This window comes from Yimella sp. cx-51, from assembly GCF_017654605.1.
GTDB lineage: Bacteria > Actinomycetota > Actinomycetes > Actinomycetales > Dermatophilaceae > Yimella.
In genome coordinates this window covers 735,044-758,660 of the sequence record NZ_CP072113.1, presented here as the reverse complement: position 1 = coordinate 758,660, position 23,617 = coordinate 735,044, and the positions used below count along the sequence as shown (strand labels likewise).

General features: G+C 66.7%; 21 protein-coding genes. 6 read left to right on the top strand and 15 right to left on the bottom strand.

Annotated features, from left to right (window positions below):
* Positions 1–144: 144 nt before the first annotated feature.
* Positions 145–663, top strand: a complete 519-nt coding sequence (locus J5M86_RS03620) for a GNAT family N-acetyltransferase (RefSeq protein WP_188061605.1) — start codon at positions 145–147, stop codon at positions 661–663.
* Positions 664–689: 26 nt separating this feature from the next.
* Positions 690–2,030, top strand: a complete 1,341-nt coding sequence (locus tag J5M86_RS03615) for a serine hydrolase (RefSeq protein WP_188061606.1) — start codon at positions 690–692, stop codon at positions 2,028–2,030.
* Positions 2,031–2,108: 78 nt separating this feature from the next.
* Here J5M86_RS03615 and J5M86_RS03610 read toward each other — a convergent pair whose 3' ends face one another.
* The 3 genes from J5M86_RS03610 to J5M86_RS03600 form a co-directional block, all read right to left on the bottom strand.
* Positions 2,109–2,516, bottom strand: a complete 408-nt coding sequence (locus J5M86_RS03610; RefSeq protein ID WP_188061607.1) for a DUF779 domain-containing protein — start codon at positions 2,514–2,516, stop codon at positions 2,109–2,111.
* A gap of 106 nt (positions 2,517–2,622) precedes the next feature.
* Positions 2,623–4,146 (bottom strand): aldehyde dehydrogenase, encoded by a 1,524-nt coding sequence (gene adh / locus J5M86_RS03605; RefSeq protein ID WP_188061608.1) that lies wholly within the window; start codon positions 4,144–4,146, stop codon positions 2,623–2,625.
* Positions 4,147–4,228: 82 nt separating this feature from the next.
* Positions 4,229–5,410 carry a GAF domain-containing protein gene (locus tag J5M86_RS03600; protein WP_244328465.1) on the bottom strand — a complete coding sequence of 394 codons (1,182 nt, stop codon included), beginning with the start codon at positions 5,408–5,410 and terminating at the stop codon, positions 4,229–4,231.
* 343 nt (positions 5,411–5,753) lie between these two features.
* On the opposite strand from J5M86_RS03600, the gene J5M86_RS03595 reads away from it, so the two are divergent.
* Positions 5,754–6,260 carry a methylated-DNA--[protein]-cysteine S-methyltransferase gene (locus tag J5M86_RS03595; RefSeq protein WP_188061609.1) on the top strand — a complete coding sequence of 169 codons (507 nt, stop codon included), beginning with the start codon at positions 5,754–5,756 and terminating at the stop codon, positions 6,258–6,260.
* 21 nt (positions 6,261–6,281) lie between these two features.
* On the opposite strand, the gene J5M86_RS03590 is transcribed toward J5M86_RS03595, so the two are convergent.
* Complete coding sequence (locus J5M86_RS03590) at positions 6,282–7,409, bottom strand: glycosyltransferase family 4 protein (RefSeq protein ID WP_244328464.1); 1,128 nt, start codon at positions 7,407–7,409, stop codon at positions 6,282–6,284.
* A 34-nt stretch (positions 7,410–7,443) separates the two neighbouring features.
* Here J5M86_RS03590 and J5M86_RS03585 point away from each other — a divergent pair, with 34 nt between their 5' ends.
* Entirely contained in the window at positions 7,444–8,256 is an 813-nt protein-coding gene (locus tag J5M86_RS03585) for a PIG-L deacetylase family protein (RefSeq protein WP_244328463.1), read from the top strand.
* Positions 8,253–9,371, top strand: a complete 1,119-nt coding sequence (locus J5M86_RS03580; RefSeq protein ID WP_244328462.1) for a lysylphosphatidylglycerol synthase transmembrane domain-containing protein — start codon at positions 8,253–8,255, stop codon at positions 9,369–9,371. Before J5M86_RS03585 ends, J5M86_RS03580 begins: the two co-directional genes overlap by 4 nt.
* Here the strand turns inward: J5M86_RS03580 and J5M86_RS03575 are convergent.
* Positions 9,368–10,246, bottom strand: coding sequence for a phosphatase PAP2 family protein (locus J5M86_RS03575; RefSeq protein ID WP_188061611.1), 879 nt, complete (start codon positions 10,244–10,246; stop codon positions 9,368–9,370). The two genes, J5M86_RS03580 and J5M86_RS03575, sit on opposite strands and share 4 nt — an antisense overlap.
* A 164-nt stretch (positions 10,247–10,410) precedes the next feature.
* On the opposite strand from J5M86_RS03575, the gene J5M86_RS03570 reads away from it, so the two are divergent.
* Positions 10,411–11,856: a sugar porter family MFS transporter gene (locus J5M86_RS03570; protein ID WP_188061612.1), complete on the top strand. Its 1,446-nt coding sequence runs from the start codon at positions 10,411–10,413 to the stop codon at positions 11,854–11,856.
* A 53-nt stretch (positions 11,857–11,909) separates the two neighbouring features.
* Here J5M86_RS03570 and guaA read toward each other — a convergent pair whose 3' ends face one another.
* From guaA to guaB, 10 genes are all read right to left on the bottom strand, one after another.
* Positions 11,910–13,487 (bottom strand): glutamine-hydrolyzing GMP synthase, encoded by a 1,578-nt coding sequence (guaA, locus tag J5M86_RS03565; protein WP_188061613.1) that lies wholly within the window; start codon positions 13,485–13,487, stop codon positions 11,910–11,912.
* Positions 13,488–13,496: 9 nt separating this feature from the next.
* A complete protein-coding gene (locus tag J5M86_RS03560; RefSeq protein ID WP_188061614.1) occupies positions 13,497–13,847 on the bottom strand; it encodes a DUF3817 domain-containing protein in 351 nt (116 codons plus the stop codon).
* Positions 13,840–14,637 (bottom strand): SURF1 family protein, encoded by a 798-nt coding sequence (locus J5M86_RS03555; protein WP_188061615.1) that lies wholly within the window; start codon positions 14,635–14,637, stop codon positions 13,840–13,842. The genes J5M86_RS03560 and J5M86_RS03555 overlap by 8 nt, the downstream gene beginning before the upstream one ends.
* Before the next feature lie 16 nt (positions 14,638–14,653).
* Positions 14,654–14,875: a type II toxin-antitoxin system VapB family antitoxin gene (locus J5M86_RS03550; RefSeq protein WP_188061616.1), complete on the bottom strand. Its 222-nt coding sequence runs from the start codon at positions 14,873–14,875 to the stop codon at positions 14,654–14,656.
* Positions 14,876–14,918: 43 nt separating this feature from the next.
* Complete coding sequence (locus J5M86_RS03545) at positions 14,919–16,622, bottom strand: GMC family oxidoreductase (RefSeq protein WP_188061617.1); 1,704 nt, start codon at positions 16,620–16,622, stop codon at positions 14,919–14,921.
* Positions 16,619–18,232: a succinic semialdehyde dehydrogenase gene (locus J5M86_RS03540; RefSeq protein ID WP_188061618.1), complete on the bottom strand. Its 1,614-nt coding sequence runs from the start codon at positions 18,230–18,232 to the stop codon at positions 16,619–16,621. Before J5M86_RS03540 ends, J5M86_RS03545 begins: the two co-directional genes overlap by 4 nt.
* Before the next feature lie 215 nt (positions 18,233–18,447).
* Positions 18,448–19,569 (bottom strand): GuaB3 family IMP dehydrogenase-related protein, encoded by a 1,122-nt coding sequence (locus J5M86_RS03535; protein WP_188061619.1) that lies wholly within the window; start codon positions 19,567–19,569, stop codon positions 18,448–18,450.
* Between the two features lie 77 nt (positions 19,570–19,646).
* Complete coding sequence (locus J5M86_RS03530; protein ID WP_370587366.1) at positions 19,647–20,645, bottom strand: cation diffusion facilitator family transporter; 999 nt, start codon at positions 20,643–20,645, stop codon at positions 19,647–19,649.
* Positions 20,646–20,765: 120 nt separating this feature from the next.
* Positions 20,766–21,800 (bottom strand): glutamate ABC transporter substrate-binding protein, encoded by a 1,035-nt coding sequence (locus J5M86_RS03525; RefSeq protein ID WP_188061620.1) that lies wholly within the window; start codon positions 21,798–21,800, stop codon positions 20,766–20,768.
* 227 nt (positions 21,801–22,027) lie between these two features.
* Positions 22,028–23,545, bottom strand: a complete 1,518-nt coding sequence (gene guaB / locus J5M86_RS03520) for an IMP dehydrogenase (protein ID WP_188061621.1) — start codon at positions 23,543–23,545, stop codon at positions 22,028–22,030.
* Positions 23,546–23,617: the final 72 nt, after the last annotated feature.

The following is a 23,617-nucleotide window of genomic DNA, read 5'->3' as shown; positions in this document are numbered from 1 at the left end:
ACAGGTGCGGCGCTTCTTCGCATCCGCGCTAGCTGCAACGAGCGCGGATGTCGACAAAGGCCGCGTTTGCGGGTGGAACCTGACAGCTGAGGAGCGGTGAAATCAGGGTGCGCGCCCTGCCACGAGCCGGATACCGTCCAGCGCATGATCCAACTCGTCGAACCGTCCGCACCCCTTCGCGACTCCTGGTGGGAGTCACGTCTGGACTTCGGCGACGAGCACGTGCACGGCTACTCGCTCTTCGGCTTCACCGACGAGGAGTTGGCGACGGACGACGGCTTCGAGGCTTGGCTTCGGCAGCAACAGGCCAACCTGACCGAGCCGCCCGAGGGCTTCGTCCGGTGCGCGTTGTTCTGGATCGTGGACGACGCCAATCCGGCGACGGTGCTCGGTTCACTGAGCCTGCGCCTCGAGCTCAACGACTTCCTGCTGGAAGAAGGCGGCCACATCGGTTACGGCGTCCGCCCGAGCGCGCGGCAGCGTGGGGTGGCGAGTAACGCCCTGGCCGCAGCGCTGGAGAAGGCGCGGTCATTCGGGCTCGACCGGGTGCTGGTCACCTGCGACGACGACAACGAGCCGTCGCGCCGCACGATCGAGCGTTGCGGTGGTGTGCTGGAGGACGTCCGTGGGGACAAACGGCGCTACTGGATCGCCCTCACGTAACGACCTGTTGCTGGTTGGATGGCGCGGTGGACACCGACCTCTTGCTGCGCACCGAACTGCTGAATCGTCAACGCCGACACCGCACTCCGTCGGTCGCGCTGGCCCTGCTGCGCGACGGTGAAGTCGCCTGGTCGGACGCCGTCGGACACCTCGACGCACGCGCCGACGGCACCCCGGCGACGACGCAGACCCCGTACCGCATCGGCTCCATCACCAAGACCTTCGTCGCCGCGACCGTCATGCAATTGGTGCGCGACGAGTTGGTCTCGCTCGACGACCCGATCACCGATCATCTGCCGGAGCTCGACGACTCGCTGCGCACGGTCTCCGTCAGTTCGTTGCTCAATCACTCCAGCGGTCTGCACGCCGAGACCGACGGGCCGTGGTGGGAGCGCAGCGACGGGGTCACCTGGGAGCAGTTGTTGCCGAGCATCCGCCGAGCGCACCGGGTGGGCGCCCGCTTCCACTACTCCAACATCGGCTACGCCGTGGCCGGTGAACTCGTCGCCCGCCTCCGCGGTGCGCTGTGGTTCGACGTGGTGCGGAGCGATCTGCTTGACCCACTCGGCATGACCCACACCAGCTACGACCGACCAGCCAACGCCGCGCCCGGATGGGCGGTGCATCCACACGCCGATCTGCTGCACCACGAGCCCACCCACGACTCGCGCGCGATGGCACCGGCCGGTCAGATGTGGTCGACGGTGAGCGACCTCGCGCTCTGGGCGCGCTTCCTGGCCCGCGGATCCAGCGAGGTCCTACCCGACGAACTCAGACTCCAGATGCATGTGCCCGGCGTCGTCGACGACACCCCGGGAGCACCCTGGACCCGCGCCTACGGCCTCGGCCTGGACGTCTACAACCGGTCCGGACGCCGGTTCATCGGCCACGGTGGATCGATGCCCGGCTATCTCGCGGCGTTGCGCATCGACCCCGACACCGGCGACGGATTCACCCTGCTGACCAACACCACCGGCAACTTCGATCTCGACCTCGGCTACGACCTCCTGGCCCGCCTCGACGAACTCGACCCGCGACACGAAACGCCTTGGACGGCAAGCGGTTCCGCTGACGAACTCGCAGTGACCGGCACGTGGTTCTGGGGTCCGCGAGAACTGGTGATGACGGCGTCCGGTGGTGAACTCGTCCTGCGTTCGGTGCACGGCGGTCGGGGTTCGCGCTTCGCGCCACGTCCGGAAGGCGGCTGGGTCGGACGCGATGAGTACTACGCCGGCGAGCCGCTCACCCACCACCGCGCCGCGGACGGAACCGATTACCTCGACCTCGGCAGCTTCCGGCTCACCCGCACGCCGTACCACGAGGCGTCCGACATCCCCGGCGGCATCGACCCCGCCCGCTGGCACTGACGCCCACCCGAAATCCGCGTGAGAAAGTGGCCTTCGTAGCGCGTACGAAGGCCACTTTCTCACGCGGATTTCACTGTCCTACAACAGTTTCAGCTGCTCCATCTCCTCCTGGCTGAACATCCGCGAACGGATCAGGAAACGCACGCCCTCGGGGGCTTCGAGGGAAAATCCACTCCCCCGTCCGGGCACGATGTCGACGGTCAGGTGGGTGTGCTTCCAGTACTCGTACTGCGACTCGCTCATGTAGAACGGCACAGCCTGCTCGACCCCTTCGATGTCGACTTCCTGCAGCAGGACGTCGACATCGCCGATGATGAAATCGCCGTCCGGGTAACACATGGGTGCGCTGCCGTCACAGCATCCGCCGGACTGATGGAACATCACCGGGCCGTGCCGCTGCGCGAGCTGGCGCACCATGTCGGAGGCGGCGTCGGTGAACGCCACGCGTTCCAGGACGGTGCTGGACACCATGGGTTCATCGCTCATCGGTGCACTTCCGTTCTTCGGTGGCTGCTGCTGCGAGGACTGATCAGTGCAGAAGTCCGCAGGACGAACGGGTCAGCCAGCTCGTCCTGCGGACTTCGACCATCTGTCAGAAGAAGCCCAGGGCGTCCGGGCTGTACGACACCAGCAGGTTCTTGGTCTGCTGGTAGTGGTCGAGCATCATCTTGTGGTTCTCGCGGCCGATGCCCGACTGCTTGTAACCACCGAACGCGGCGTGCGCCGGGTAGGCGTGGTAGCAGTTGGTCCAGACACGGCCGGCCTTGATGCCGCGTCCCATCCGGTAGGCCTGCGCTCCATCGCGCGACCACACGCCGGCGCCCAGGCCGTAGAGCGTGTCGTTGGCGGTCTTGAGCGCGTCGGCCTCGTCGTCGAAGGTGGTCACCGCGACCACCGGCCCGAAGATCTCCTCCTGGAAGATACGCATCGAGTTGTCGCCCTCGAAGACGGTGGGCTGGACGTAGTAACCACCGTCGAGGTCGCCACCGAGCTTTGCGACATCGCCACCGGTGAGCACCTTGGCGCCCTCCTGCTTACCGATGTCGAGGTAGCTCTTGATCTTCTCGAGCTGGTCGTTGGAGGCCTGCGCGCCCATCGTGGTTTCGGTGTCGAGCGGGTTGCCCATCTTGATCGCCTCGACGCGAGCGACACCGTCCTTGATGAAGTCGCTGTAGATCGAGCTCTGGATCAGCGCGCGCGACGGGCAGGTGCAGATCTCACCCTGGTTGAGCGCGAACATCGCAAAGCCCTCGAGCGACTTGTCGTAGAAGGCGTCCCGCTCGGTGGCGACGTTGTCGAAGAAGATGTTCGGCGACTTGCCGCCCAGCTCGAGCGTGACCGGGATGAGGTTCTGGCTGGCGTACTGCATGATCAGCCGGCCGGTGGTGGTCTCGCCGGTGAAGGCGATCTTGGCGATGCGCTTATTGGACGCCAGCGGCTTACCGGCCTCGGTGCCGAAACCGTTGACGATGTTGAGCACGCCCGCCGGCAGCAGGTCGCCGATGATCTCGGCCAGCTTCAGAATCGACCACGGCGTCTGCTCGGCCGGCTTCAAAACGACGGCGTTACCGGCCGCGAGCGCCGGAGCCAGCTTCCAGACGGCCATGAGGATCGGGAAGTTCCACGGGATGATCTGGCCGACGACGCCCAGTGGCTCGTGGAAGTGGTAGGCGACGGTGTGTTCGTCGATCTGGCTGATCGAGCCCTCTTGAGCACGTAGCGTGCCGGCGAAGTACCGGAAGTGGTCGATGGCCAGCGGGATGTCGGCGGCGAGCGTCTCGCGCACCGCCTTGCCGTTGTCCCAGCTCTCGATGACCGCGAGGTCCTGGAGGTTCTCCTCCATGCGGTCGGCGATCTTGTTGAGGATGTTGGCCCGCTCCGACGGCGAGGTGCGGCCCCACGCGTCCGCAGCGTTGTGTGCTGCGTCGAGAGCCGCTTCGATGTCGTCGGCGTTGCCTCGACCGACACGCGTGAAGACCTCGCCGGTCTGCGGGGCGTAGTTGTCGAAGTACTCCCCAGAGCGTGGCGGCACGAACTCGCCACCGATGTACTGGCCGTACTGCTGCTCGACCTTGATGTTGGATCCCGACGTGCCGGGACGCTCGAACACGGGCATTGCCGCTCCCATCGTGGTTGGTGCTACGTGCATGTGACGCTAATCACTTCAACGTTGCAGTCACGTTGCAACGTTCCATCGCTCAGAGCAAGCGTTGGATGTGCGCCTGGGCGACCGCTCGCATCGGGGAGGTCATCGGCAACAACTGCGCCAGCGCCTCCCATGCGCGGACGTCGTCAGCAGCCCACGGCTGCCGGGTCCAGGACGCGAGAAGATCGGGACGTCCGCAGGCGCGCACCGCCGCAGCGAGCGCCTCGTGCAACACCTCCCGCATTTCGACGACAGCCGGGGCGAGCGAGTGTGGAAGGAGCGGGCCGACATATGCGCGCAGCGCTTGCTCGAGGTCACCGCTGGCCAGTCGCTCCTGGAGGTCGGTCCAGTCAGCGGCGAGATCGACGGTCAGACGGTAGGGACGCGAAGCCAACACGTCGTCGCCGAGCACCGATCGCAGTCGAAGCAGTTCGGCCCGCACCGTCGACTGCCCGGACTCGGATTCGTAAAGACCACAAGCGATCTCGTCACCGGTGAGGCCGCGCGGATGAGCCACGAGCATCGCGACGATTTCACTGTGTCGCGGGCTCAGGGAGATGGTGCGATCACCAATCACCAACGCGGCCGAATCGACTCCGAGCGCACTCACGCGTGCTGCACTGCGCTGGGCAGGGACGCCGGAACGCATGAGCTCCATCTCTGCCAGTCGCGCTGCTGCCCGCAGCATGGCCATGGTCTGCGGGACGATGATGTGATCACCGCCGGTGAGGTCGACGGCGCCGATCACGCCGCCCGACAACGGATCTCGAATCGGCACGGCGACGCACGACCACTGGTGGACCGCCTCCCGGAAGTGTTCGTCCTGACGCACCATCACCGGCTCCCCCAGCGCCAGCGCCGTGCCCGGCGCGTTGGTGCCGACGATGCGCTCGTCCCACGACGAACCTTCGGCGAAACCGATCCTTTCGGCTCGATCTCGCGCTGCGCTACTGCCGCTCACGAAGAGCAATTGGCCGTGCTCGTCGGCCACCGCCAGGAGCGCGTCGCAATCGAGCACTGCTTGCTCCAGCACCTCGTGCAGCACCGGCATGGCGCGCCACAGCGGATGGGCGGTGCGGTAGTCGTCCAGCGCCGCGCGCGCCAGCACCAGCGGCGCCTGGGCTTCGGCCGGCTGCACCCCTGCTGCAGTCGAACGCTGCCACGAGGCGGCGACGACAGGACGGATGGCGGGCATACCCCAGTAGACACCGGCGACGCCGCGGATGTCAGGCATCGCGCTGAATCATCCGCCGGTTGGCCACTCTTCATCGACCGCGCCCGTCCAGGTTGGTCAGCCCGCCAGCGCCGTGCGGCACGTCGAACCGGCTGGACCCGATGGAGCGGGACTAGCCGGTCATGCACCGTCGTGAACAGACTCAGCAGTGGTTGGCGCTGGTCATGGTCACCGAACCATCAGTATCCCTGTGCACCGGCGAGGCAACCCCGTTGAACGAAGGACGAACGGCGGTGCCGTTGGCGCTGGTCCGCAGCTCATAGTGCAGGTGGGCCCAGGTTACGTCGCCGGTTGCACCCACGCGACCGATCAACCTCGGCGCGCTCGCTACCGTTGTCCGGACATGAGGCACACCATCCATGACGGTCCGCTGGGACCGCTGACCTACGTCGCGGACGACGACGCGATCGTCGGTATCTATTTCCCCGGTCATTGGGTGAAACCCGCACAGGACGACTTCGGGGTGCAGGTGTCGCCCGACGACGACGAGATCCTCGCTCTGGCGACCGCACAGCTCGACGACTATGCGGCCGGCGAGCGTCAAGAGTTCACCGTGCCGGTGGCCACGAACGGGGACGCGTTGAGCGAGCAGGTGTGGGCGCTGCTGCGACAGATCCCCTACGGCGCCACGACGACGTACGGCGAGTTGGCGCGGCAACTGGGCAACCCGCATCTGGCGCAGGCGGTGGGCCGGTCGGTCGGCCACAACCCGATCAGCATCGTGATCCCCTGCCACCGGGTGATCGGCTCGGACGGATCACTGACCGGCTATGCAGGGGGTCTCGACCGCAAACGTTTCCTGCTCGAGCTCGAGGAACCGGCCGAGGCGAAAGCCGCGAGGCTGTTCTGACGGCGCGGCCAGACGAAACCCTCAGCGCAGCTGGTCGATCGCCCGCACGTATTCGGTTTCGACCATCCGCACCACACTCGGCCACGACTCCCTGGGCAGCACTTCCGTGTTGTGGGCGGTCATGGCCACACGCAAGGAGTGGTCGGTCGCCAGTCGGGCCAATGCGTCCGCCATGCCGGCGTCGTCGCCGGTGAGCATTCCGTTGACGCGGTGCTCGATGAACTCCGAGACGCCGCTCTTGCGCGGAGCCACCACGGGCAGGCCCGTCGTGCGGGCCTCCAGGGCCGCGATGCCGAAGGCCTCGAGTTCGGCGGGGGCGATGTAGATGTCGGAGAGTCGGTAGCGCTCCTGCACCTGGGTGCGGGTCATGCGTCCGGGCGCGGTGAACCACTCGTCCCCTCCCAACTCGGCCGCCCGTGCATCGACCTTCGGACGCAGCGGCCCCTCCCCCAGCACCTCGAGGCGGATGTCGGCCTCCGGGGCCTGCCGTCGCGCCTCGTGGACGATGTCGAGCAGTTCGAGAGGTCGCTTGCGACCCATCAGCCGCATCGCCGAGACCACGCGCATGGGCTCACCCGCACCGCGAGGCGGACGCGGTAGAGGCGCCCACTGGGTGGTGTCGATGCCGTTGGGCAGGATCGCCACCTTGTGCTGCACGCCGGCCAAGGACGACACCGACTGGGCAGCCACGCCTGACACCGCGGAGAGCGCCGCACCCGACTTCGCCCACCGGGCGACGTAGCCGACGAGACGGATCGGGCCCTCCATCCGCGCGTGCAGCGAGTGCCACGTGACGGCGGTCGGCAGGTCGAGGTCGAGTGCCACGCGAGCGCAGTCCATCGAGAACGGAGCCACGACACCCATGTGCACGTGCGCGACGTCGAACCCCCCGGCCCGCAACAACCGGCGCAGCGTGGGCGGGGCGAGGGGGTTGATCGGCAGACCGTGCGGCATCGGGATCGCGAGTCGGTGCACCGGAATGCCGTCGATGATCTCCAGCTCGTTGCGTCGCTGCCCCGGCTCACGGGTGGCGGTGAAGGCGACCACCTCGTGCCCGGCCTTCTGAAGATTGCGGGCCAGGTCGTGCACTTGGACCTCGATACCGCCCAGTCTGGGCAGGTAGCAGTCCGACAACAGGGCCACCTTCACGGGCGTAAGCATGTCATGCGCGACAATGTGCCCGATGTCGCACACACTGGTGGCGTTCCACGCCCATCCCGACGACGAGGCGCTCTTGACCAGCGGCACCATGGCCAAGGCCGCCGCAGCCGGGCATCGGGTGGTTCTGGTCACCGCAACAGACGGGGGTCTGGGTTTGGCGGCAGATGAGTATCGGCAAGACGGCGCTCTCGGGGAGCGCCGCCTGGCCGAATTGCAACGCAGCGCGGACGCGCTGGGGGTGGCCCGTGTCGTCCACCTCGGTTATGCCGATTCCGGCATGGGCGACGATCTCCATCCAGATCTGCCCGACAGCCGGCGGTTCGTGGCGGCTCCGGCACAGGAGGCCGCGCAAAGACTCGCGCAGATCCTGGACGAGGAGGGCGCGGACGTCCTCACCAGCTACGACGCGCAGGGCGGCTACGGACACCGCGATCATGTGCGTGTGCACGAGGTCGGGGCGCTGGCCGCCGACCTCGCCGGCACGCCGCGGGTGTTGCAGGCGACCGTTCCCCGCGACCTGCTGGTCGGCGCGTTGAAGGCGGTCTCGAAGGTCTACACCTTCCCGGACGCATTCGACATGGAGGTCTACGAGCGCTCTTTCAGTGCTCGCAAGGACATCACCCATCGCATCGACGTGCACCGTCACATCGCGGCCAAGCGGGCCTCGATGGCCGCACATGCTTCGCAGGCCAGCGCCGACGACGGCGACCGCACGCTGGCCGCCTTCCTGCGCATCCCCCGGCCGGTCTACGACCTGGTGTTCGGACGCGAGTGGTTCGTCGATCCGCGCCACGAGGGTCCGGTGGCCCGGGACGTCTTCGCAGGTCTGACGTGAACGCCAACGACCCCGAGGTCATCGCCGAGGACACCCTGGAGGATGTCCAGCCGCAGATGCCGAGCTTCACGTGGAAGTCCGGGCTCAACGCCGTCCTGGGTATGGCGCTGGCTGGCGCCATCATCATCTGGGGCCTGCCCTGGATCGCCAAGACGAGCTGGACGCAGATCGGTCACCACCTCGGTGCGGTCGGTCTGATGAACTCGCTGGGCTTCTTCCTCATCATGTTGGCCGGGTTGTGGATCTACACCTTCACGCTCACCGCCGCCTGGCCCGGGCTCAGCCACCCAAAGGCCGCAATTGTCAATGTGACTGGATCAGCGGTGGCGAACACCATGCCCGGCGGCGGTGCGACAGCACTCGCTGCGAGCTGGGTGATCCTGCGCTCCTGGGGCTTCAAGAAGCGAGCGATCTCAACCGGGTTGATCGTCAGCGGCGTGTGGAACGTCCTGGCACGAATCGCATTGCCGCTCATCGGCATTGCGCTCGTCAGTCGGAATGAGCATGCACTTCCTTCCGCGGTGAGCACCGGAGCCGGGTGGGGTGCGCTGCTCGGCCTGGTGTTGCTGATCGCCTTCATCGTGGCTCTCACCAGCCCGGTGCGCACCCGCAAGCTGGGCGTCTGGCTTGATCGTCGAGTCAGCCCGGCCATTGGCAAGCTGCGCCGCGGCGAAGGACGAGGAAAGCAGCCCCGCCTGGAAAACCTCCTGGTCGACCAGCAGGCCCGCATGTCCACCCTCACCAAGCGCGGCTGGTTCCCGCTGACCCTCGGCGTCGTCGGGCAGCTGCTGATCTGGTTCGTCCTCTTCTGGCAGATCATGCGCGCGGTCGGTGTCGACCTGCCGGTCACTGATCTCTTCGCGGCCTACGCCATTGGCAGCCTGCTGCGTGCGGTCGGCGTCACTCCCGGCGGCCTGGGCGTTGCCGAAGCCGGCATCATCCTGGTGCTCGCGTCCTGGGGCGCCAACCAACCGGCGGCAGCAGCTGGCGCGCTGCTCTTCGCGATCTTCACGCATGTCGCCGAGATTCCGCTCGGCGCCATCGGGTGGTTGTCGTGGTGGCTCGGCCCCAAGACGTTGCATGCCGACTCCGACGAGCCGTCCGCGCAGACCTAGTCGATCTCCCGATCGGCCAGCCACGCCACCCAGGCGATGGTGGCCGCCAGCAGGGCCACGATCGTGACCAGCACGATCCCGGCGCCGATGCGCTCGATCCCCGTTCCGCCGAGCTCGAACCCGAGCAGGAAGAAGACGCCGGTCGACAGGACGGTCGCCACCGCAGCGAGCGCGGCGTACCGCCAGCGCGGCGGTGACCCTGCTGCATGCTCGATGTGGCGCCGCCCGAGCAGGGCCGACATGAGGATCGCCAGCGCTGACCAACCGAGGCACACAGCTGCCGCGGCGACCACATCCGCCGGGCGATGCCAGCGTCCGGCGATGGTGCCGACGCCGATGGTGGCCGCGACGAGAGTGCCCGCCACGGTGACGGCCGGGCGCCAAGCTCGCGGTGCGACGAGCACTGCACCGAGCGCCCAGAGCAGAGCTGCCGTCGAATGGCCGCTGGGCAGCGCGTTGGCGCCGACGACGCGGTGCAGCACGTCGTACTTGAGCACCTGCGTGGTGAGCGTGGCGCCGAAGACGAGCACGACCACCGATGCAGCTACCGCAACTCGCCGTTGCAGCAGCGCGACGAGCACCGAAACCGCGAGCGTGTCCAGCACGCTGGTGACGCTCACCGTGCTGATGAATCTGACGATGCGGTCGAATGCCTCAGGTGGTCCGCCCAACACCTTCATCAGCCGGTGGTCCCACTCGGCGCCGCGGTAGGTGTGCAGGAACACCTTCACCAACGCGTAGCCGGTCGCCAGCGCGGTCAACACCATCGCCGCCACGTTGACCAGCAGTACACGACGATCGCGCCCCGCGGCCGAGCCGCTCCGGGGCGCTCCGTGCCCGGCGGCTGGCTGCCGGATCGTGGTCATCTCACTCATCTCAGGCTGTCCAACGACGACCGGTGGCGATTGTTTCCGCGTCCACCAAGTGGGATCGGTCACGAAAGTTGACCGAACCATGACCATTGAGGCCTTCGCATCGGGCCCGACCAGGCGTAATCTTCGGACGATCGCAACGCTGCACAGCCAACTGGGGGCACAGCATGAGTGAACACGGTCCGGTGTCCGACGCCGAATCCATCTACGACGACTCCGACACCGGTTCCGGACGCAGTGCGATCCGGATCGCCTCGGTCGCTGCCCTCGGCGGCTTCCTCTTCGGTTACGACAGTGCCGTCATCAACGGCGCTGTCTCGGCGATCGAGCGGAAGTTCGACGTCGGATCGGCAAGTCTCGGGTTCGCCGTCGCGTCCGCGCTGTTGGGTGCGGCTGCAGGCGCGATCTACGCCGGCCGACTTGCCGACAAGGTCGGCCGCCTGTCGGTGATGAAACTGGCCGCCGTGCTGTTCTTCATCAGCGCCTTCGGCACCGGCTTCGCCAACAGCCTCTGGATGGTCATCCTCTTCCGCATCGTCGGCGGCCTGGGTGTCGGTGCGGCGTCCGTCATCGCACCGGCGTACATCGCCGAGATCGCGCCTGCGACGATTCGTGGACGTCTGGGCTCGCTGCAACAACTCGCGATCGTCAGCGGCATCTTCACCTCGCTGCTCGTCGACTACTTGTTGGCCGAAGCGGCCGGGTCGTCCCACGACGAACTCTGGCTCGGCCTCGAGGCCTGGCGCTGGATGTTCCTCGCGATGGCCATCCCCGCCGTGATCTACGGCCTGCTCTCCCTCACGATCCCTGAATCGCCGCGCTACCTGATCGCCACCCACAAGATCCCCGAGGCCCGCAAGGTGCTCTCGCTGCTGCTCGGGCAGCGCAACCTGGAGGTGAAGATCGACCAGATCCAGCGGTCGCTCACCAAGGAGAAGAAGCCCTCGATGGCCGACGTCAAGGGCCCGGCCATGGGGCTCATGCCGATCGTCTGGGTGGGCATCGGGTTGTCGGTCTTCCAACAGTTCGTCGGCATCAACGTGATTTTCTACTACTCCAACGTGCTGTGGGAGGCCGTCGGCTTCAGCGAGCAGGACTCCTTTAAGATCACCGTCATCACCTCGGTGGTCAACATCCTCACCACGCTCATCGCGATCGCCACGGTCGACCGGGTGGGCCGTAAGCCGTTGCTGCTCATCGGGTCTGCCGGCATGACCCTTTCGCTCGGCGTCATGGCAGCCGTCTTCGCGACCGCCAAGGTGGTCACCGTCGACGGTGTCGACACCCCGCAATTGGGCGATTCCGCCGGCACGATCGCCCTCATCGCCGCCAACGTGTTCGTCATCGCCTTCGGTATGTCGTGGGGTCCGATCGTCTGGGTGCTGCTCGGCGAGACCTTCCCCAACCGCATCCGGGCCGCGGCGCTCTCGCTCGCCGCTGGTGCCCAGTGGGTGGCCAACTGGGTCATCACGGTCAGCTTCCCGTCGCTGCGCGATGTGTCGCTCGGGCTCACCTATGGCATGTACGCGGTCTTTGCACTGCTCTCACTGCTGTTCGTGAAGAAATATGTGCGTGAGACCAAGGGCATGGAGTTGGAGGACATGCCCGACTGAGTGACGGACGGCCAGGCTCTGGCCTGGCCGTCACCGCCCGACGAGGTGCGGGCTCACTCCCATTCGATGGTGCCCGGCGGCTTGCTCGTGACGTCCAGCACCACACGGTTGACCTCGGGCACCTCGTTGGTGATCCGACTGGAGATCTTGGCCAGCACCTCATAGGGCACGCGGGTCCAGTCGGCGGTCATGGCGTCCTCGGACGACACCGGGCGCAGCACGATCGGGTGACCGTAGGTGCGTCCGTCGCCCTGCACCCCGACCGAGCGGACGTCGGCCAGGAGCACCACGGGGCACTGCCAGATGGTGCGGTCGAGACCGGCGGCGCTGAGCTCTTCGCGGGCGATCTTGTCGGCCGCGCGCAGGATGTCGAGGCGCTCGGCGTTGATCTCACCGACGATCCGGATGCCGAGGCCAGGGCCCGGGAAGGGCTGCCGCCAGACGATCTCCTCGGGCACGCCGAGCTCGAGACCCACCTGGCGCACTTCGTCCTTGAACAACGAACGCAGCGGCTCGATCAACTTGAACTGGATGTCGTCGGGCAGACCGCCCACGTTGTGGTGGCTCTTGATGTTGGCCGCGCCGGTGCCGCCGCCGGATTCGACGACGTCCGGGTAGAGGGTGCCCTGCACCAGCCACTTCACCGGGTGTTCGTCGTCACCGCGGTCTTCGACGATGTCGCGGGCCGCCTGCTCGAAGACCCGGATGAACTCGCGCCCGATGATCTTGCGCTTCTGCTCGGGGTCGGTCACGCCGGCCAGCGCGTTCAGGTAGCGCTCCTTGGCGTCGACGACCACCAGGTCGACGCCGGTGGCGGCCACGAAGTCCTTCTCGACCTGTTCCACCTCCCTCTCGCGCAGCAGGCCGTGATCGACGAAGACGCAGGTGAGCTGGTCGCCGATCGCCTTCTGCACCAATGCTGCTGCCACCGAGGAGTCGACTCCTCCGGAGAGCCCGCAGATGGCACGGTCGCCGCCGATGCGTTCCTTGACCTCGGCTGCGAGTTCTTCGGCCATCGCGCCAGGCGTCCAGTCGGCGTCCAAGCCGGCACCGCGCAGCAAGAAGTTCTCCAGCACCCGCTGGCCGAAGGTGGAGTGCATGACCTCGGGGTGCCACTGCACGCCGTAGAGCTTGCGTTCGTCGTCCTCGAACGCGGCAACAGCCGCACCCGGGGTGGTGGCCGTGACCCGCACTCCGCCAGGGGCCTCGGACGCCGAATCGCCGTGGCTCATCCACACCGACTGCTCGGTGGGCTGACCGTTGAACAGCGTCGAGGACGGGTCGAGGATCGAGGCTTCCGTCGCGCCGTACTCGCGCAGGCCGGTGTGCTCGACGGTGCCGCCCATCGCGTTGACCATCGCCTGGAAGCCGTAGCAGATGCCGAAGACCGGAACGCCGGCGTCGAGCAGTGCCGGATCGAGCGATGGTGCACCTTCGGCGTAGACCGAGGACGGGCCGCCGGAGAGGACGATCGCCGCGGGCTGCTTGGCCAGAATCTCGTCGGCGGTCATCGTGTGCGGCACGACTTCGCTGTAGAGCGAGGCCTCACGCACGCGGCGAGCGATGAGTTGGGCGTACTGTGCGCCGAAATCGACGACGAGGACGGGGTGTTCCTGCAGTGGAGCGGTCACCGCGGGAGTCTATCGAGCCTCCGCAGCGAGCTGAGCCTCCACCTCGCGAGTGACCTTGTGCTCGAGCCAGAACGACAAGAACGGCACGAAGGCGGTCAGCAGGTAACCCACCATCCGGCCCATCGGCCAACGCATCTTCGTACCCAGGTTGTAGGTGGCTGCAGCGAAGCCCATGAAGAGCAGTCCGTGCACCGGCGACCACCACGACAGAACGTCGTTGTTCATGCCGTACTTCAGCACCATCTCGACCACCAGCACGACCAGCGCGAGGCCGGCGATGATCGCCGTGATCCGGAAGAACTTCAGCGCGCTACGCACCCGCTGCGGATCGTCGATGACAACTGGGACCTGCTCAGACATGCGTTTCCTTCGAATCGTTCGTGGTGGAGGGCTCTGGTCCATTGTCGACTGCCGCCCTCGGAGCGCGCTCAGGTGGGCCGTACACGTCGTCGCGCAGCATCCGCCAGAAGACGTAGCAGGCGAAGATCGCGAAGATCCACCACTGGAAGGCGTACATGAGGTTGACGAACTTGAAGCCGGCCGTCGGATTCGGCGGCGGCGGCGGGATGCGCTTGACCGACGCGTCGGTCGCGTTCGGTGTCTCGCTGATCGCGAAGACGAACGCGTTGAACATCTGGCCGCCCCACTGGTTGAGCAGCGTTGCCGGAGCCACCGAGCCGATCTGCCCGGGCGGGTAGGAGCCGGTGACCGGCGATTCCGCGGGCGCGAGTCCACCGACCACCGTGACGTCGGTCGCTCGTGGCGGGGTCGCCTGCGCCGGCGAGGTGACGAAACCGCGCACGACGACCAGCCGTGCACCGGTGGTGCGTTCGGTCAGCGGGGTCATCACCCAGTAGCCCTTCACCCCGTCAAGGCGGCGCTCAGGGACCAGCAGTTGCTTGCTCGCGTCGTACGTTCCGGACGCAGACACCCGCCGCGACGACTCGAGGCCGGGGAAAGGCTGTTGCGGCTGGACGATCTGGATGATGGGAGCTACCGGTTTGGACGGGGCCTGGGCCACCTCACGGTTGGTGCCGCGGTCCTTGGAGACGTTCAGCTGCCACAGTCCGAGCATCCCCATCGTCCCGACCGCCACCGCGAGCAGGATCAGGAAGGCGATCCAGCGGGGGGTGAACAAGCGGCGCAGCACGTGTTCCAGCGTAGATTCACCGGCGTGGACGACCCGCACCGGCCGTCGGAGCCGGCGGTGAATCGAGGTAGCCCTCCCATCCCGATCCCTGCATGGCCAGCATCTCACTGCGCTGCATGACGGGACCGACCAGATGGCGCAAGGCTCGGTCAACTGCTTCACGCTTGGTAGACAAGGAGTAGCGCCTCATCACCGCAGCCACAAGAGCGTCGTCAACGTCGATGGTTGTGCGTCCCATCCAGCCACGATGCACCCTCCTGGCGGGTGCACGTCAGGCTGCATCAGGCCGAACGCACCCCGGGCATCCCGAGATCGACGCCCGGCACGCGTGCGGCAGGGGCGTCAAGGCGGCGGTAGGGCTCGCCCTGCGCCGAGCGCTCGTCCCGCTCACCCTTGGCGGGCCAGCAGGCCATCGCGCGCTCCGACTGCGCAGTGATGGTGAGCGACGGATTGACCCCCAGATTCGCCGAGATCGCGGAGCCGTCGACGACGTGCAGATCCGGGTGTCCCCACACCCGGTGATAAGGATCGACCACACCTTTGTCGGGTGAATCGGAGATCACCACACCGCCGAGGAAGTGGGCGGTGAGCGGGATTCCGAAGATCTCGCCCCAGGTGCCGCCGGGCAGAGCGCGCACCTTGGTCACTGCGCCAAGACGTTCGGCCATCGCACGGATCGCCTTGTGCCCCTGCGGGATCCACTTCGGGTTGGGCACTCCGTGGCCCTGCTTGCTGGTGAGCCGCACCTTGCCGAAGCGGCGCCTGCCCGACACCGTGATCGAGTTGTCGAGGTTCTGCATCACCAGTGCGATCACGGTGCGCTCCGACCACCGCGGGCTGGCGGCGATGCGGGCCGCGGTGAGCGGCTCCTTGGCGAACTGACCGAAGAAGTCCTTGGCCTTGCCGAAGGCACTCTTGTCACCGTTGACCAGCAAGGAGGTGAGCACGCCCATCGCGTTCGACCCCGCGCCGTACCGAACATTCTCGACGTGGGTGGTCTCGTCCACATGGAAGGACGTGGTGATCGCGATACCTCGGGAGAGGTCGACGCCTTCGGGCACCGTCGCGGTTGCCGCTCCGCCCAGAGCTTCTGAGTTGGTGCGGGTGAGCACCCCGAGCTGAGGCGACAGCCGCGGCAGACGACCTTTCGCCTTCAGCGTGTGCAGCAAGGTCTGGCTACCCCAGGTGCCGGCGGCGAGCACCACCTGATCGGCGCTCACGTGCTTCTCGTCCGTCTTCAGCCATGCCCCGGAGCGGACGGTCGCGACCCGATAGCCCCCACCGGGCAACTCCTCCAGGTCGGTCACCGTGCGCAGTGGCTCGAAGACGACACCGAGTTGCTCGGCCAGCGCGATGTAGTTCTTCATCAGCGTGTTCTTCGCCCCGACGCGGCAACCGACCATGCAGTTGCCGCACTCGGTGCAGCCGGTGCGCGCCGGACCCTCGCCCCCGAAGTACGGGTCGGGCACGGTCTGACCGGCTTCACCGAAGTACACACCGACTGGCGTCTTGCGGAAGGTCTCGGCAACACCGAGGTCATCCGCGACATCCCGCATCAGTTGCTCGATCGGCCCCTCGCAGGGGTTTTCCTCCACCACGCCGAGCATGCGCTTGGCGGTCTCGTAGTGCGGGGAGAGTTCCTCGTCCCAGTCGGTGATGCCCGACCACTGGGGGTCTTGGAAAAACGGAGCACCGGGCTTGTAGAGGGTGTTGGCGTAGTTGAGCGATCCTCCACCGACACCCGCGCCGGCGAGGATCATCACGTCGGGCAGTTTGTGGATGCGCTGCACTCCGAAGCACTTGAGCGCCGGCGCCCAGAGGTAGCGGCGAGCATTCCAGGAGGTCTTGGCGAAGTCGTCGTCCTCGAACCGGCGTCCGGACTCGTAGACGTGCACCCGGTAGCCCTTTTGCGCCAGGCGCAACGCTGCCACCGCACCACCGAAGCCGGAGCCGACGACGACGACGTCGTAGTCATGTTCGGTCATGAGAGCCGACCCGCCTTCATCAACTTCATTCCCACGCTCATCGCGCGCGCCCAGGTCTTCGGAGGCACACCCTTGGGGATCGCGAAGCCAGGCCCGTACTGCACCGTGACGTTCTGGCTCTCGGTGTACTTCTGGATGCCCTCGGCGCCGTGTCGGCGGCCGATCCCCGACTGTCCCATGCCGCCCATCGGTGCGCCGTTGCTCGCCCACGCAGCTGCATAGCCCTCGTTGACATTGACTGTGCCGCAACGGATCTGGTTACCGATACCGCGTCCGCGTGCGGTATCGCGGGTCCACACCGAGGCGTTCAGGCCGTACTCGGAGTCGTTGGCCATCGCGACAGCTTCGGCGTCGCCCGCCACCCGGCGCACCGCCACCACCGGACCGAACGTTTCCTGACGACACAGCGTCATCTCCTCGGTGACGCCGTCCAGCACCGTCGGCTCGTAGAAGGAGGGGCCAAGATCCGGACGCGCTCTGCCGCCGACCAGCACCTTCGCCCCATGCGATACGGCATCCTCGACGTGGTCGGTGACGCGCTGCAACTGCTCGGCCGAGATGAGCGACCCCATGTCGTTGCCCCACGAGAGTTCCGGGCCGAGCTTCATCTGCTGCACCATCGGGATGAAGATGCCCAGGAACTCATCGGCGATCTTCTCGTGCAGGATCAGGCGCTCGATCGAGATGCACAACTGCCCGGCCGAGGAGAACATCGCCCGCATCGCACACTCGGCGGCGCCTTCGAGGTCGGCGTCGTCGGCCACGTACATCGGGTTCTTGCCACCGAGTTCGAGCGAGGCGCCGATCAGCCGCTCACCAGCCGCTGCTGCGACCTTGCGCCCGGTGGCGGTCGACCCGGTGAACATCACGTAGTCGGCGCGTTCGAGTACGGCATTGCCCACAGTCGGGCCGTCACCGAGCACCACCTGCAGAAGCCCCTCGGGCAGACCGGCCTGATCGATGAGCTCGACCGCACGCAGCGCGGTGAGCGCGCTCTTGTTGTCCGGACGCAGCACCACCGCGTTGCCGGCGAGCAGCGCCGGCAGCGCATCCGTGATCGACATCGACAGCGGATAGTTCCACGGCGCGACGACGCCCACCACGCCCTTGGGGTGGCGCAGTTCGCGGGCCTGGCTCAACAACGGAATGGCGCCGAGCCGACGCTTGGTGGCCAGGTAGCCCGGACCCTTGCGGGCGTAGTGCCGACACACGCCGGCGACGTCGAGCACTTCGTCGAAGGCGTGCCGACGGGTCTTGCCCGACTCCAGTTGGATCAGGTCGAGCAGCTCGTCCTGGTGCTGGAGCACGAGGTCGTGCAGCCGCAGCAAGAAGCGTGCGCGCTCATGGGGTGAGCGCGCCGCCCAGCGAGGCTGGGCCGCCTGGGCGGCGCGATAAGCGACCTCGACGTTCTCGATCGTGCTCTGCGGCAGGGAAGCAAGCAGACCGCCGGTCATCGGCGTGACGCAGTCGTACGCCACTGCACCCGGTGAGGTCAGGGCCCGCCGTGCCAGACGCGCGGCCAAACCTCCGCTGATGACATACGGCGGCGGGCTCGCCTCGAGAGCTGTAGCAGTCGTGGCAACGGTGTCAGCGGAGCGCAGATCGGTCATTACTCAAGAGTAGGACGGGACGTGTCGCACGTCACCCCATCACCGCATCCAACCCGGAATTCCGCACAACTCGCAGCTCAGGGCGCTGCACCTGACGACGCCCGACACGCGAGAAACTCGCAGGACTTGAAGGCCAACCCGCAAGACTGTGGACCGTCGACTGCACGGGTCCACAGACCGTGGGGGTCAGCGCAGCAGCGCTCCAGCCTTCCGGTTCAGCTCTTCTGGTGCGGCGCGACGACGACCTCGACCCGCTGGAACTCCTTGAGGTCGAGGTAGCCCGTGGTGGCCATCGCGCGCTTGAGCGCACCAATCATGTTGCTGGTGCCGTCTGCGCCGAGGCCCGGACCGAGCAGGATCTCCTTCATCGAGCCGGCAGTGCCGACCTCGACCCGCTCACCACGCGGCAGTTCGCTGTGGTGCGCTTCGGAGCCCCAGTGGAATCCGCGTCCCGGTGCCTCGGTGGAGCGGGCCAGAGCAGCGCCGAGCATGACGGCGTCCGCGCCGCACGCAATGGCCTTGACGATGTCGCCGCTGGTGCCCATGCCGCCGTCGGCGATGACGTGCACGTACCGGCCACCGGTCTCATCCATGTAGTCGCGGCGAGCGGCGGCGACGTCGGCGATCGCGGACGGCAGTGGCACCTGGATGCCCAGGGTCTGCCGCGTGGTGTGGGCGGCGCCTCCCCCGAAGCCGACCAGGACGCCAGCCGCGCCGGTGCGCATGAGGTGCAGGGACGCGGTGTAGGTGGCCACGCCACCCACGATCACCGGCACGTCGAGTTCGTAGATGAAGCGCTTGAGGTTGAGCGGCTCGGCGCGTCCCGAGACATGCTCGGCCGACACGGTGGTGCCCCGGATGACGAAGAGATCGACACCGGCGTCGACGACTGCACGCCAGTGTTCCTGGGTGCGCTGCGGCGACAGTGCGCCGGCCACGGTGCAACCGGAGTCGCGAATCTGCTTCAGCCGCAAGCGAATCAGGTCTTCGCGAATCGGCTCGGCGTAGATCTCGCGCATGCGAGCGGTCGCCTGTGCGGGTTCGAGCGCAGCGATCTCGGCGAGCAACGGCTCAGGCGACTCGTAGCGAGTCCAAAGACCTTCGAGGTCGAGCACCGGCAGGCCACCGAGCTTGCCGAAGGCGATCGCCGAGTCGGGCGACATCACGGAGTCCATCGGGGCCGCCATGACCGGCAGGTCGAAGTGGTAGGCGTCGATCTGCCAGCCGACGTTCACCTCGTGCGGGTCGCGGGTGCGTCGCGAGGGCACCACGGCGATGTCATCGAAGGAGTATGCGCGACGCCCGCGCTTGCCACGTCCGATCTCGATCTCAGTCACCGGGTGAGCCTATCGTCCACCCCTGCCGACGATCTCGATCACCACCGGCGATGGTGGACGCTGCAATCGGCTGCTGACTAAGCGGGGGTGTCCGACTCGTACCAGTCCGGCAGCGCCTCCGGTTTCAAGACGGTCTCGTCGCCGGGAGCGGTGAGGGAGAGCACGGCGCGCTCAATCTGTGGATGCGCGTTCAACGCGTCCTCGATCGTCTGTAACTGGCGGGCCACCTGAGTCTCCGGCAGGTCGCCGATGAGGTCGACGGCAGCGACGAGGTAGATCCGGTCGGCGCCCACCCATTCCATGTGTAGGTAACTGACCCGCTCGACCTCCGGCCGCGCCAGGATCGCCCGTAGTGCGTTGTTCCGCGCCAGCGGGGTGACGGCTTCGCCGGTGAGGAAGTCCATGTTGCGGGCGATGAGGTAGATCGCCACGCAGCCCAGCAGCACGCCGACGAGGATCGAGCCGATGGCGTCCCACATCGCGTTGCCGCTGAGCTGGTGCAGCGCGATACCCGAAGCCGCGATGACGATGCCGATGAGCGCCGAGAGGTCTTCGGCGAAAACCGCGCGCAGCATCGGGTTGGAGGTGACCGTCAGGTAGCGCAGAGGGTGCAGGCGGCGCTGCTTGGCCTCGCCGCGCGCCTGTCGAAGCGCTTGGAGGAAAGACGTGCCCTCCAGGGCGAACGCGATCGCCAACACGACGTACGCCCATAGGTACGACCCGTTGTCCTCGGGACGACCCAACGACTGGATGCCGTGCCAGATGGAAACGGCGGCACCCATGGTGAACAGCCCGAAGGCGGCGAACATCGACCACACATAGCCCGATCGCCCGTAGCCGAGCGCGTGCTCGGCATCTGCCGGCTTGGCCGAACGGCGCGTACCGATGATCAGGAAGATCTCATTGCCGGTGTCGGCCCAGGAGTGTGCGGCCTCGGCGACCATCGACGCTGATCCGGTGATCACCGCGACGACGGTCTTGGCGACCGCGATCAGGGCGTTCGCCGCAAACGCGACGATCACCGTCATCAGGCTCTCGCTGTTGACCGGCTGCGCCGATGCCTCAGGATCGCTCACTGGGCTACCTTAGGTCCGCGAGCCGTCTGGCCGTGCAGCTGCGGGCAGCGTCCCGGGGGCAGGTGGGCTCACCCGCGAAAGCATATTCAGTGCCCGTCAGCCACACCGCGGACGTCAAGATCAGTGACAGGTCTCAAGATCGACGGGCGGGTTGGCACCCGCTTTGAACAACGCAGGATCGCCGAGATTCTTGCGGACGAAGCGCTCCCACGACCCGTCAGCCACCATCGATCGAAGTGCCCCGTTGATCTTTCGACAGGTCTCGACGTCGCCCTTCTTGATACCGATGCCGTATCGCTCGTTGGTGATGGTGCCGCCGATCAGTTTGAAGTTACCGCGATACTGCGACTGGTTCGCATAACCCCGAAGGATCGTGTCATCGGTAGTCATCGCGCTGATCGAACCGTCGGCGAGCGCTACCACGCATGCTGAGTAGGTGTCGAACTCCTTCGCGGTAAGACCCGGAACTCGCTGTGCGAGCTTGCCGAACGCCGTCGATCCCCTCACAGAGCACACCGTGTGTCCGACCAGGTCAGACGCGGTCGAGATCGGCCCGTTCGTTCGCACCAGTACTGATTGCCCAGCGTTGAAGTATGGGCCCGCCATGTCGATTACGGATAGGCGTTTATCGGTGATCGAGTAAGTGGCGACGACCATCTTCACCATGCCGCTTTGCAGCACGTTCTCCCGTTGCCGCGATGGAACCTGAATGAACTCGATCTGGTTCGGTGCATACCCGAGCTTGCCCGCAACGTAGGTCGCGACATCGACGTCGAAGCCAGTCGCCGTCGACCCGACCTTCAGTCCAAGACCCGGCTGATCGAATTTGACGCCGATCTTGATGGTCGGCCCTGTCATCGTCGGTTCGCCGGAACTGACTGGATTCGACGAGGCACTCGTGCTCGCTGACGGCATCGGAGAATCGGTCGCCGACAACTCACTCGCGTTTGCCCTTGGGGATGATCCGCCGTCGTCCGACGACTTCGACGCAGCACTGGTGAGCATCGATTCGTTCTGCGCTCGCGACGTCTGAGTACCGACGCCTGAGCCACCGCTGCACCCGATCAACGTTGTTGCGGCCACGATCGGCGCGATCCTCTTCACGGCCTTCATGCGCTCAAGCTTCGGCGTCCGGACAGTCATCGTCATGTCCATGGAATTCGGGACATCGATTTGGGTCGTGTGTCGAGAGGCAAGCGCTCACCTTCGGCACAAGGCGGCGGCGCACGCCGAGTCCATTCGCGTCCCAGCGACTCGTCGTTGTGGAGCCGGACGCATCGAGCACCAGAACCAGCGGAGCGGCTCCCGCTGCACTCAAGATCACCGGCACGCTGAGTGTCGACCGCGTGCGGGTCACCCGACGGCTGCGCGCCGGCGTCCAATCAGCGTCCGGTGTAGTTGGGCGCCTCCACGATGCCCTGGACGTCGTGCGGGTGCGATTCCTTCAGACCGGCGGAGGTGATGCGCACGAAGCGACCCTTGTCCTTGAGTTCGCCGATGTTGTTGGCGCCGACGTAGAACATCGACTGGTGCAGGCCGCCGACCAACTGGTGGACGACGCTGCCGAGCGGGCCGCGGTAGGGCACGCGTCCCTCGATGCCCTCGGGCACCAACTCGTCGTCGGAGGCGACATCGGCCTGGAAGTAGCGGTCCTTGGAGAACGACTTCTTGCCGCGGGAGGCCATCGCGCCGAGCGAACCCATGCCGCGGTAGGTCTTGAACTGCTTGCCGTTGAGCAGGATCACTTCGCCGGGCGACTCCTCACAGCCGGCGATCAGCGAACCGATCATCACCGTCGATGCGCCGGCGACCAGGGCCTTGGCGATGTCGCCGGAGTACTGCAGGCCGCCGTCACCGATCACCGGCACTCCAGCGGGAGCGCACGCCTGCGCAGCTTCGTAGATCGCGGTCACCTGCGGGACGCCGACGCCGGCCACCACACGGGTGGTGCAGATCGAGCCGGGCCCGACGCCCACCTTCACCGCGTCGACACCGGCGTCGACCAGCGCCTGCGCACCGGCCCGGGTGGCGACATTGCCGCCGATGATCTGCACATGCTTGGTGGCGGGGTCGGACTTCAACTTGCGGATCATGTCGAGCATCAACCGCGCGTGACCGTTGGCGACATCGGGCACGAGGACGTCCACACCGGCCTCGACGAGGCGGGTGGCACGCTCCCAGGCGTCGCCGAAGTAGCCGATCGCGGCGGCGACGAGCAGACGACCTTGGTCGTCCTTGGAGGCGTAGGGGTACTTCTCAGACTTCACGAAGTCCTTGACGGTGATGAGCCCGCCCAGCCGACCCGACTCGTCGATGAGCGGGAGCCGCTCCCGCTTGTGCTGACGCAGCAGGAGCGTGGCGTCGTCCCGGCTGATGCCGATGGGGCCGGTCACCAACGGCATGGGCGTCATCATCTCGTGCACCTTGGTGGTGGCCCACTCCGCGAGCGGGGTGAACCGCAGGTCGCGGTTGGTGATGATGCCGATAAGGCGGAAATCGTCGTCGACCACCGGCAGACCCGACACGCGGTAACGCCCGCAGATCGCGTCGAGCTCCTCGAGTGAGGCGTCCGGACCGATCGTCACGGGGTTGGTGATGATGCCGGTCTGGGTGCGCTTGACCAGATCGACCTGCTCTGACTGATCATCGATCGAAAGGTTTCGGTGCAGCACCCCGATACCGCCTTCACGAGCCATGGCGATCGCCATCCGGGCCTCGGTGACGGTGTCCATGGCGGCCGAGATCAGCGGCACGCGCAAGCTGATCTCGCGGGTGAGTTGCGAGGTGGTGTCGACCTCGGAGGGGATCACGTCGGTCTCCCCCGGCAACAGCAGCACGTCGTCGTAGGTCAGACCCAACTGACCGAACATTGCAGGAACCTCAGGCACGCCGGACGTCATGACCCAAGTCTACGAACCCTCGTCCAAGTCCACGAATCGCCGGTCCCCGCGGTGGGGCGCAGCACCCGCTGC

Bases quoted from the DNA above. Each gene is read 5' to 3' on its own strand.
- J5M86_RS03620 (WP_188061605.1), top strand. From the start codon at position 145: ATGATCCAACTCGTCGAACCGTCCGCACCCCTTCGCGACTCCTGGTGG.
- J5M86_RS03610 (WP_188061607.1), bottom strand. From the start codon at position 2,516: ATGAGCGATGAACCCATGGTGTCCAGCACCGTCCTGGAACGCGTGGCG.
- adh (WP_188061608.1), bottom strand. From the start codon at position 4,146: ATGCCCGTGTTCGAGCGTCCCGGCACGTCGGGATCCAACATCAAGGTC.
- J5M86_RS03600 (WP_244328465.1), bottom strand. From the start codon at position 5,410: ATGCCTGACATCCGCGGCGTCGCCGGTGTCTACTGGGGTATGCCCGCC.
- J5M86_RS03595 (WP_188061609.1), top strand. From the start codon at position 5,754: ATGAGGCACACCATCCATGACGGTCCGCTGGGACCGCTGACCTACGTC.
- J5M86_RS03585 (WP_244328463.1), top strand. From the start codon at position 7,444: ATGTCGCACACACTGGTGGCGTTCCACGCCCATCCCGACGACGAGGCG.
- J5M86_RS03575 (WP_188061611.1), bottom strand. From the start codon at position 10,246: ATGAGTGAGATGACCACGATCCGGCAGCCAGCCGCCGGGCACGGAGCG.
- J5M86_RS03570 (WP_188061612.1), top strand. From the start codon at position 10,411: ATGAGTGAACACGGTCCGGTGTCCGACGCCGAATCCATCTACGACGAC.
- J5M86_RS03560 (WP_188061614.1), bottom strand. From the start codon at position 13,847: ATGTCTGAGCAGGTCCCAGTTGTCATCGACGATCCGCAGCGGGTGCGT.
- J5M86_RS03550 (WP_188061616.1), bottom strand. From the start codon at position 14,875: ATGGGACGCACAACCATCGACGTTGACGACGCTCTTGTGGCTGCGGTG.
- J5M86_RS03545 (WP_188061617.1), bottom strand. From the start codon at position 16,622: ATGACCGAACATGACTACGACGTCGTCGTCGTCGGCTCCGGCTTCGGT.
- J5M86_RS03540 (WP_188061618.1), bottom strand. From the start codon at position 18,232: ATGACCGATCTGCGCTCCGCTGACACCGTTGCCACGACTGCTACAGCT.
- J5M86_RS03525 (WP_188061620.1), bottom strand. From the start codon at position 21,800: ATGGACATGACGATGACTGTCCGGACGCCGAAGCTTGAGCGCATGAAG.
- guaB (WP_188061621.1), bottom strand. From the start codon at position 23,545: ATGACGTCCGGCGTGCCTGAGGTTCCTGCAATGTTCGGTCAGTTGGGT.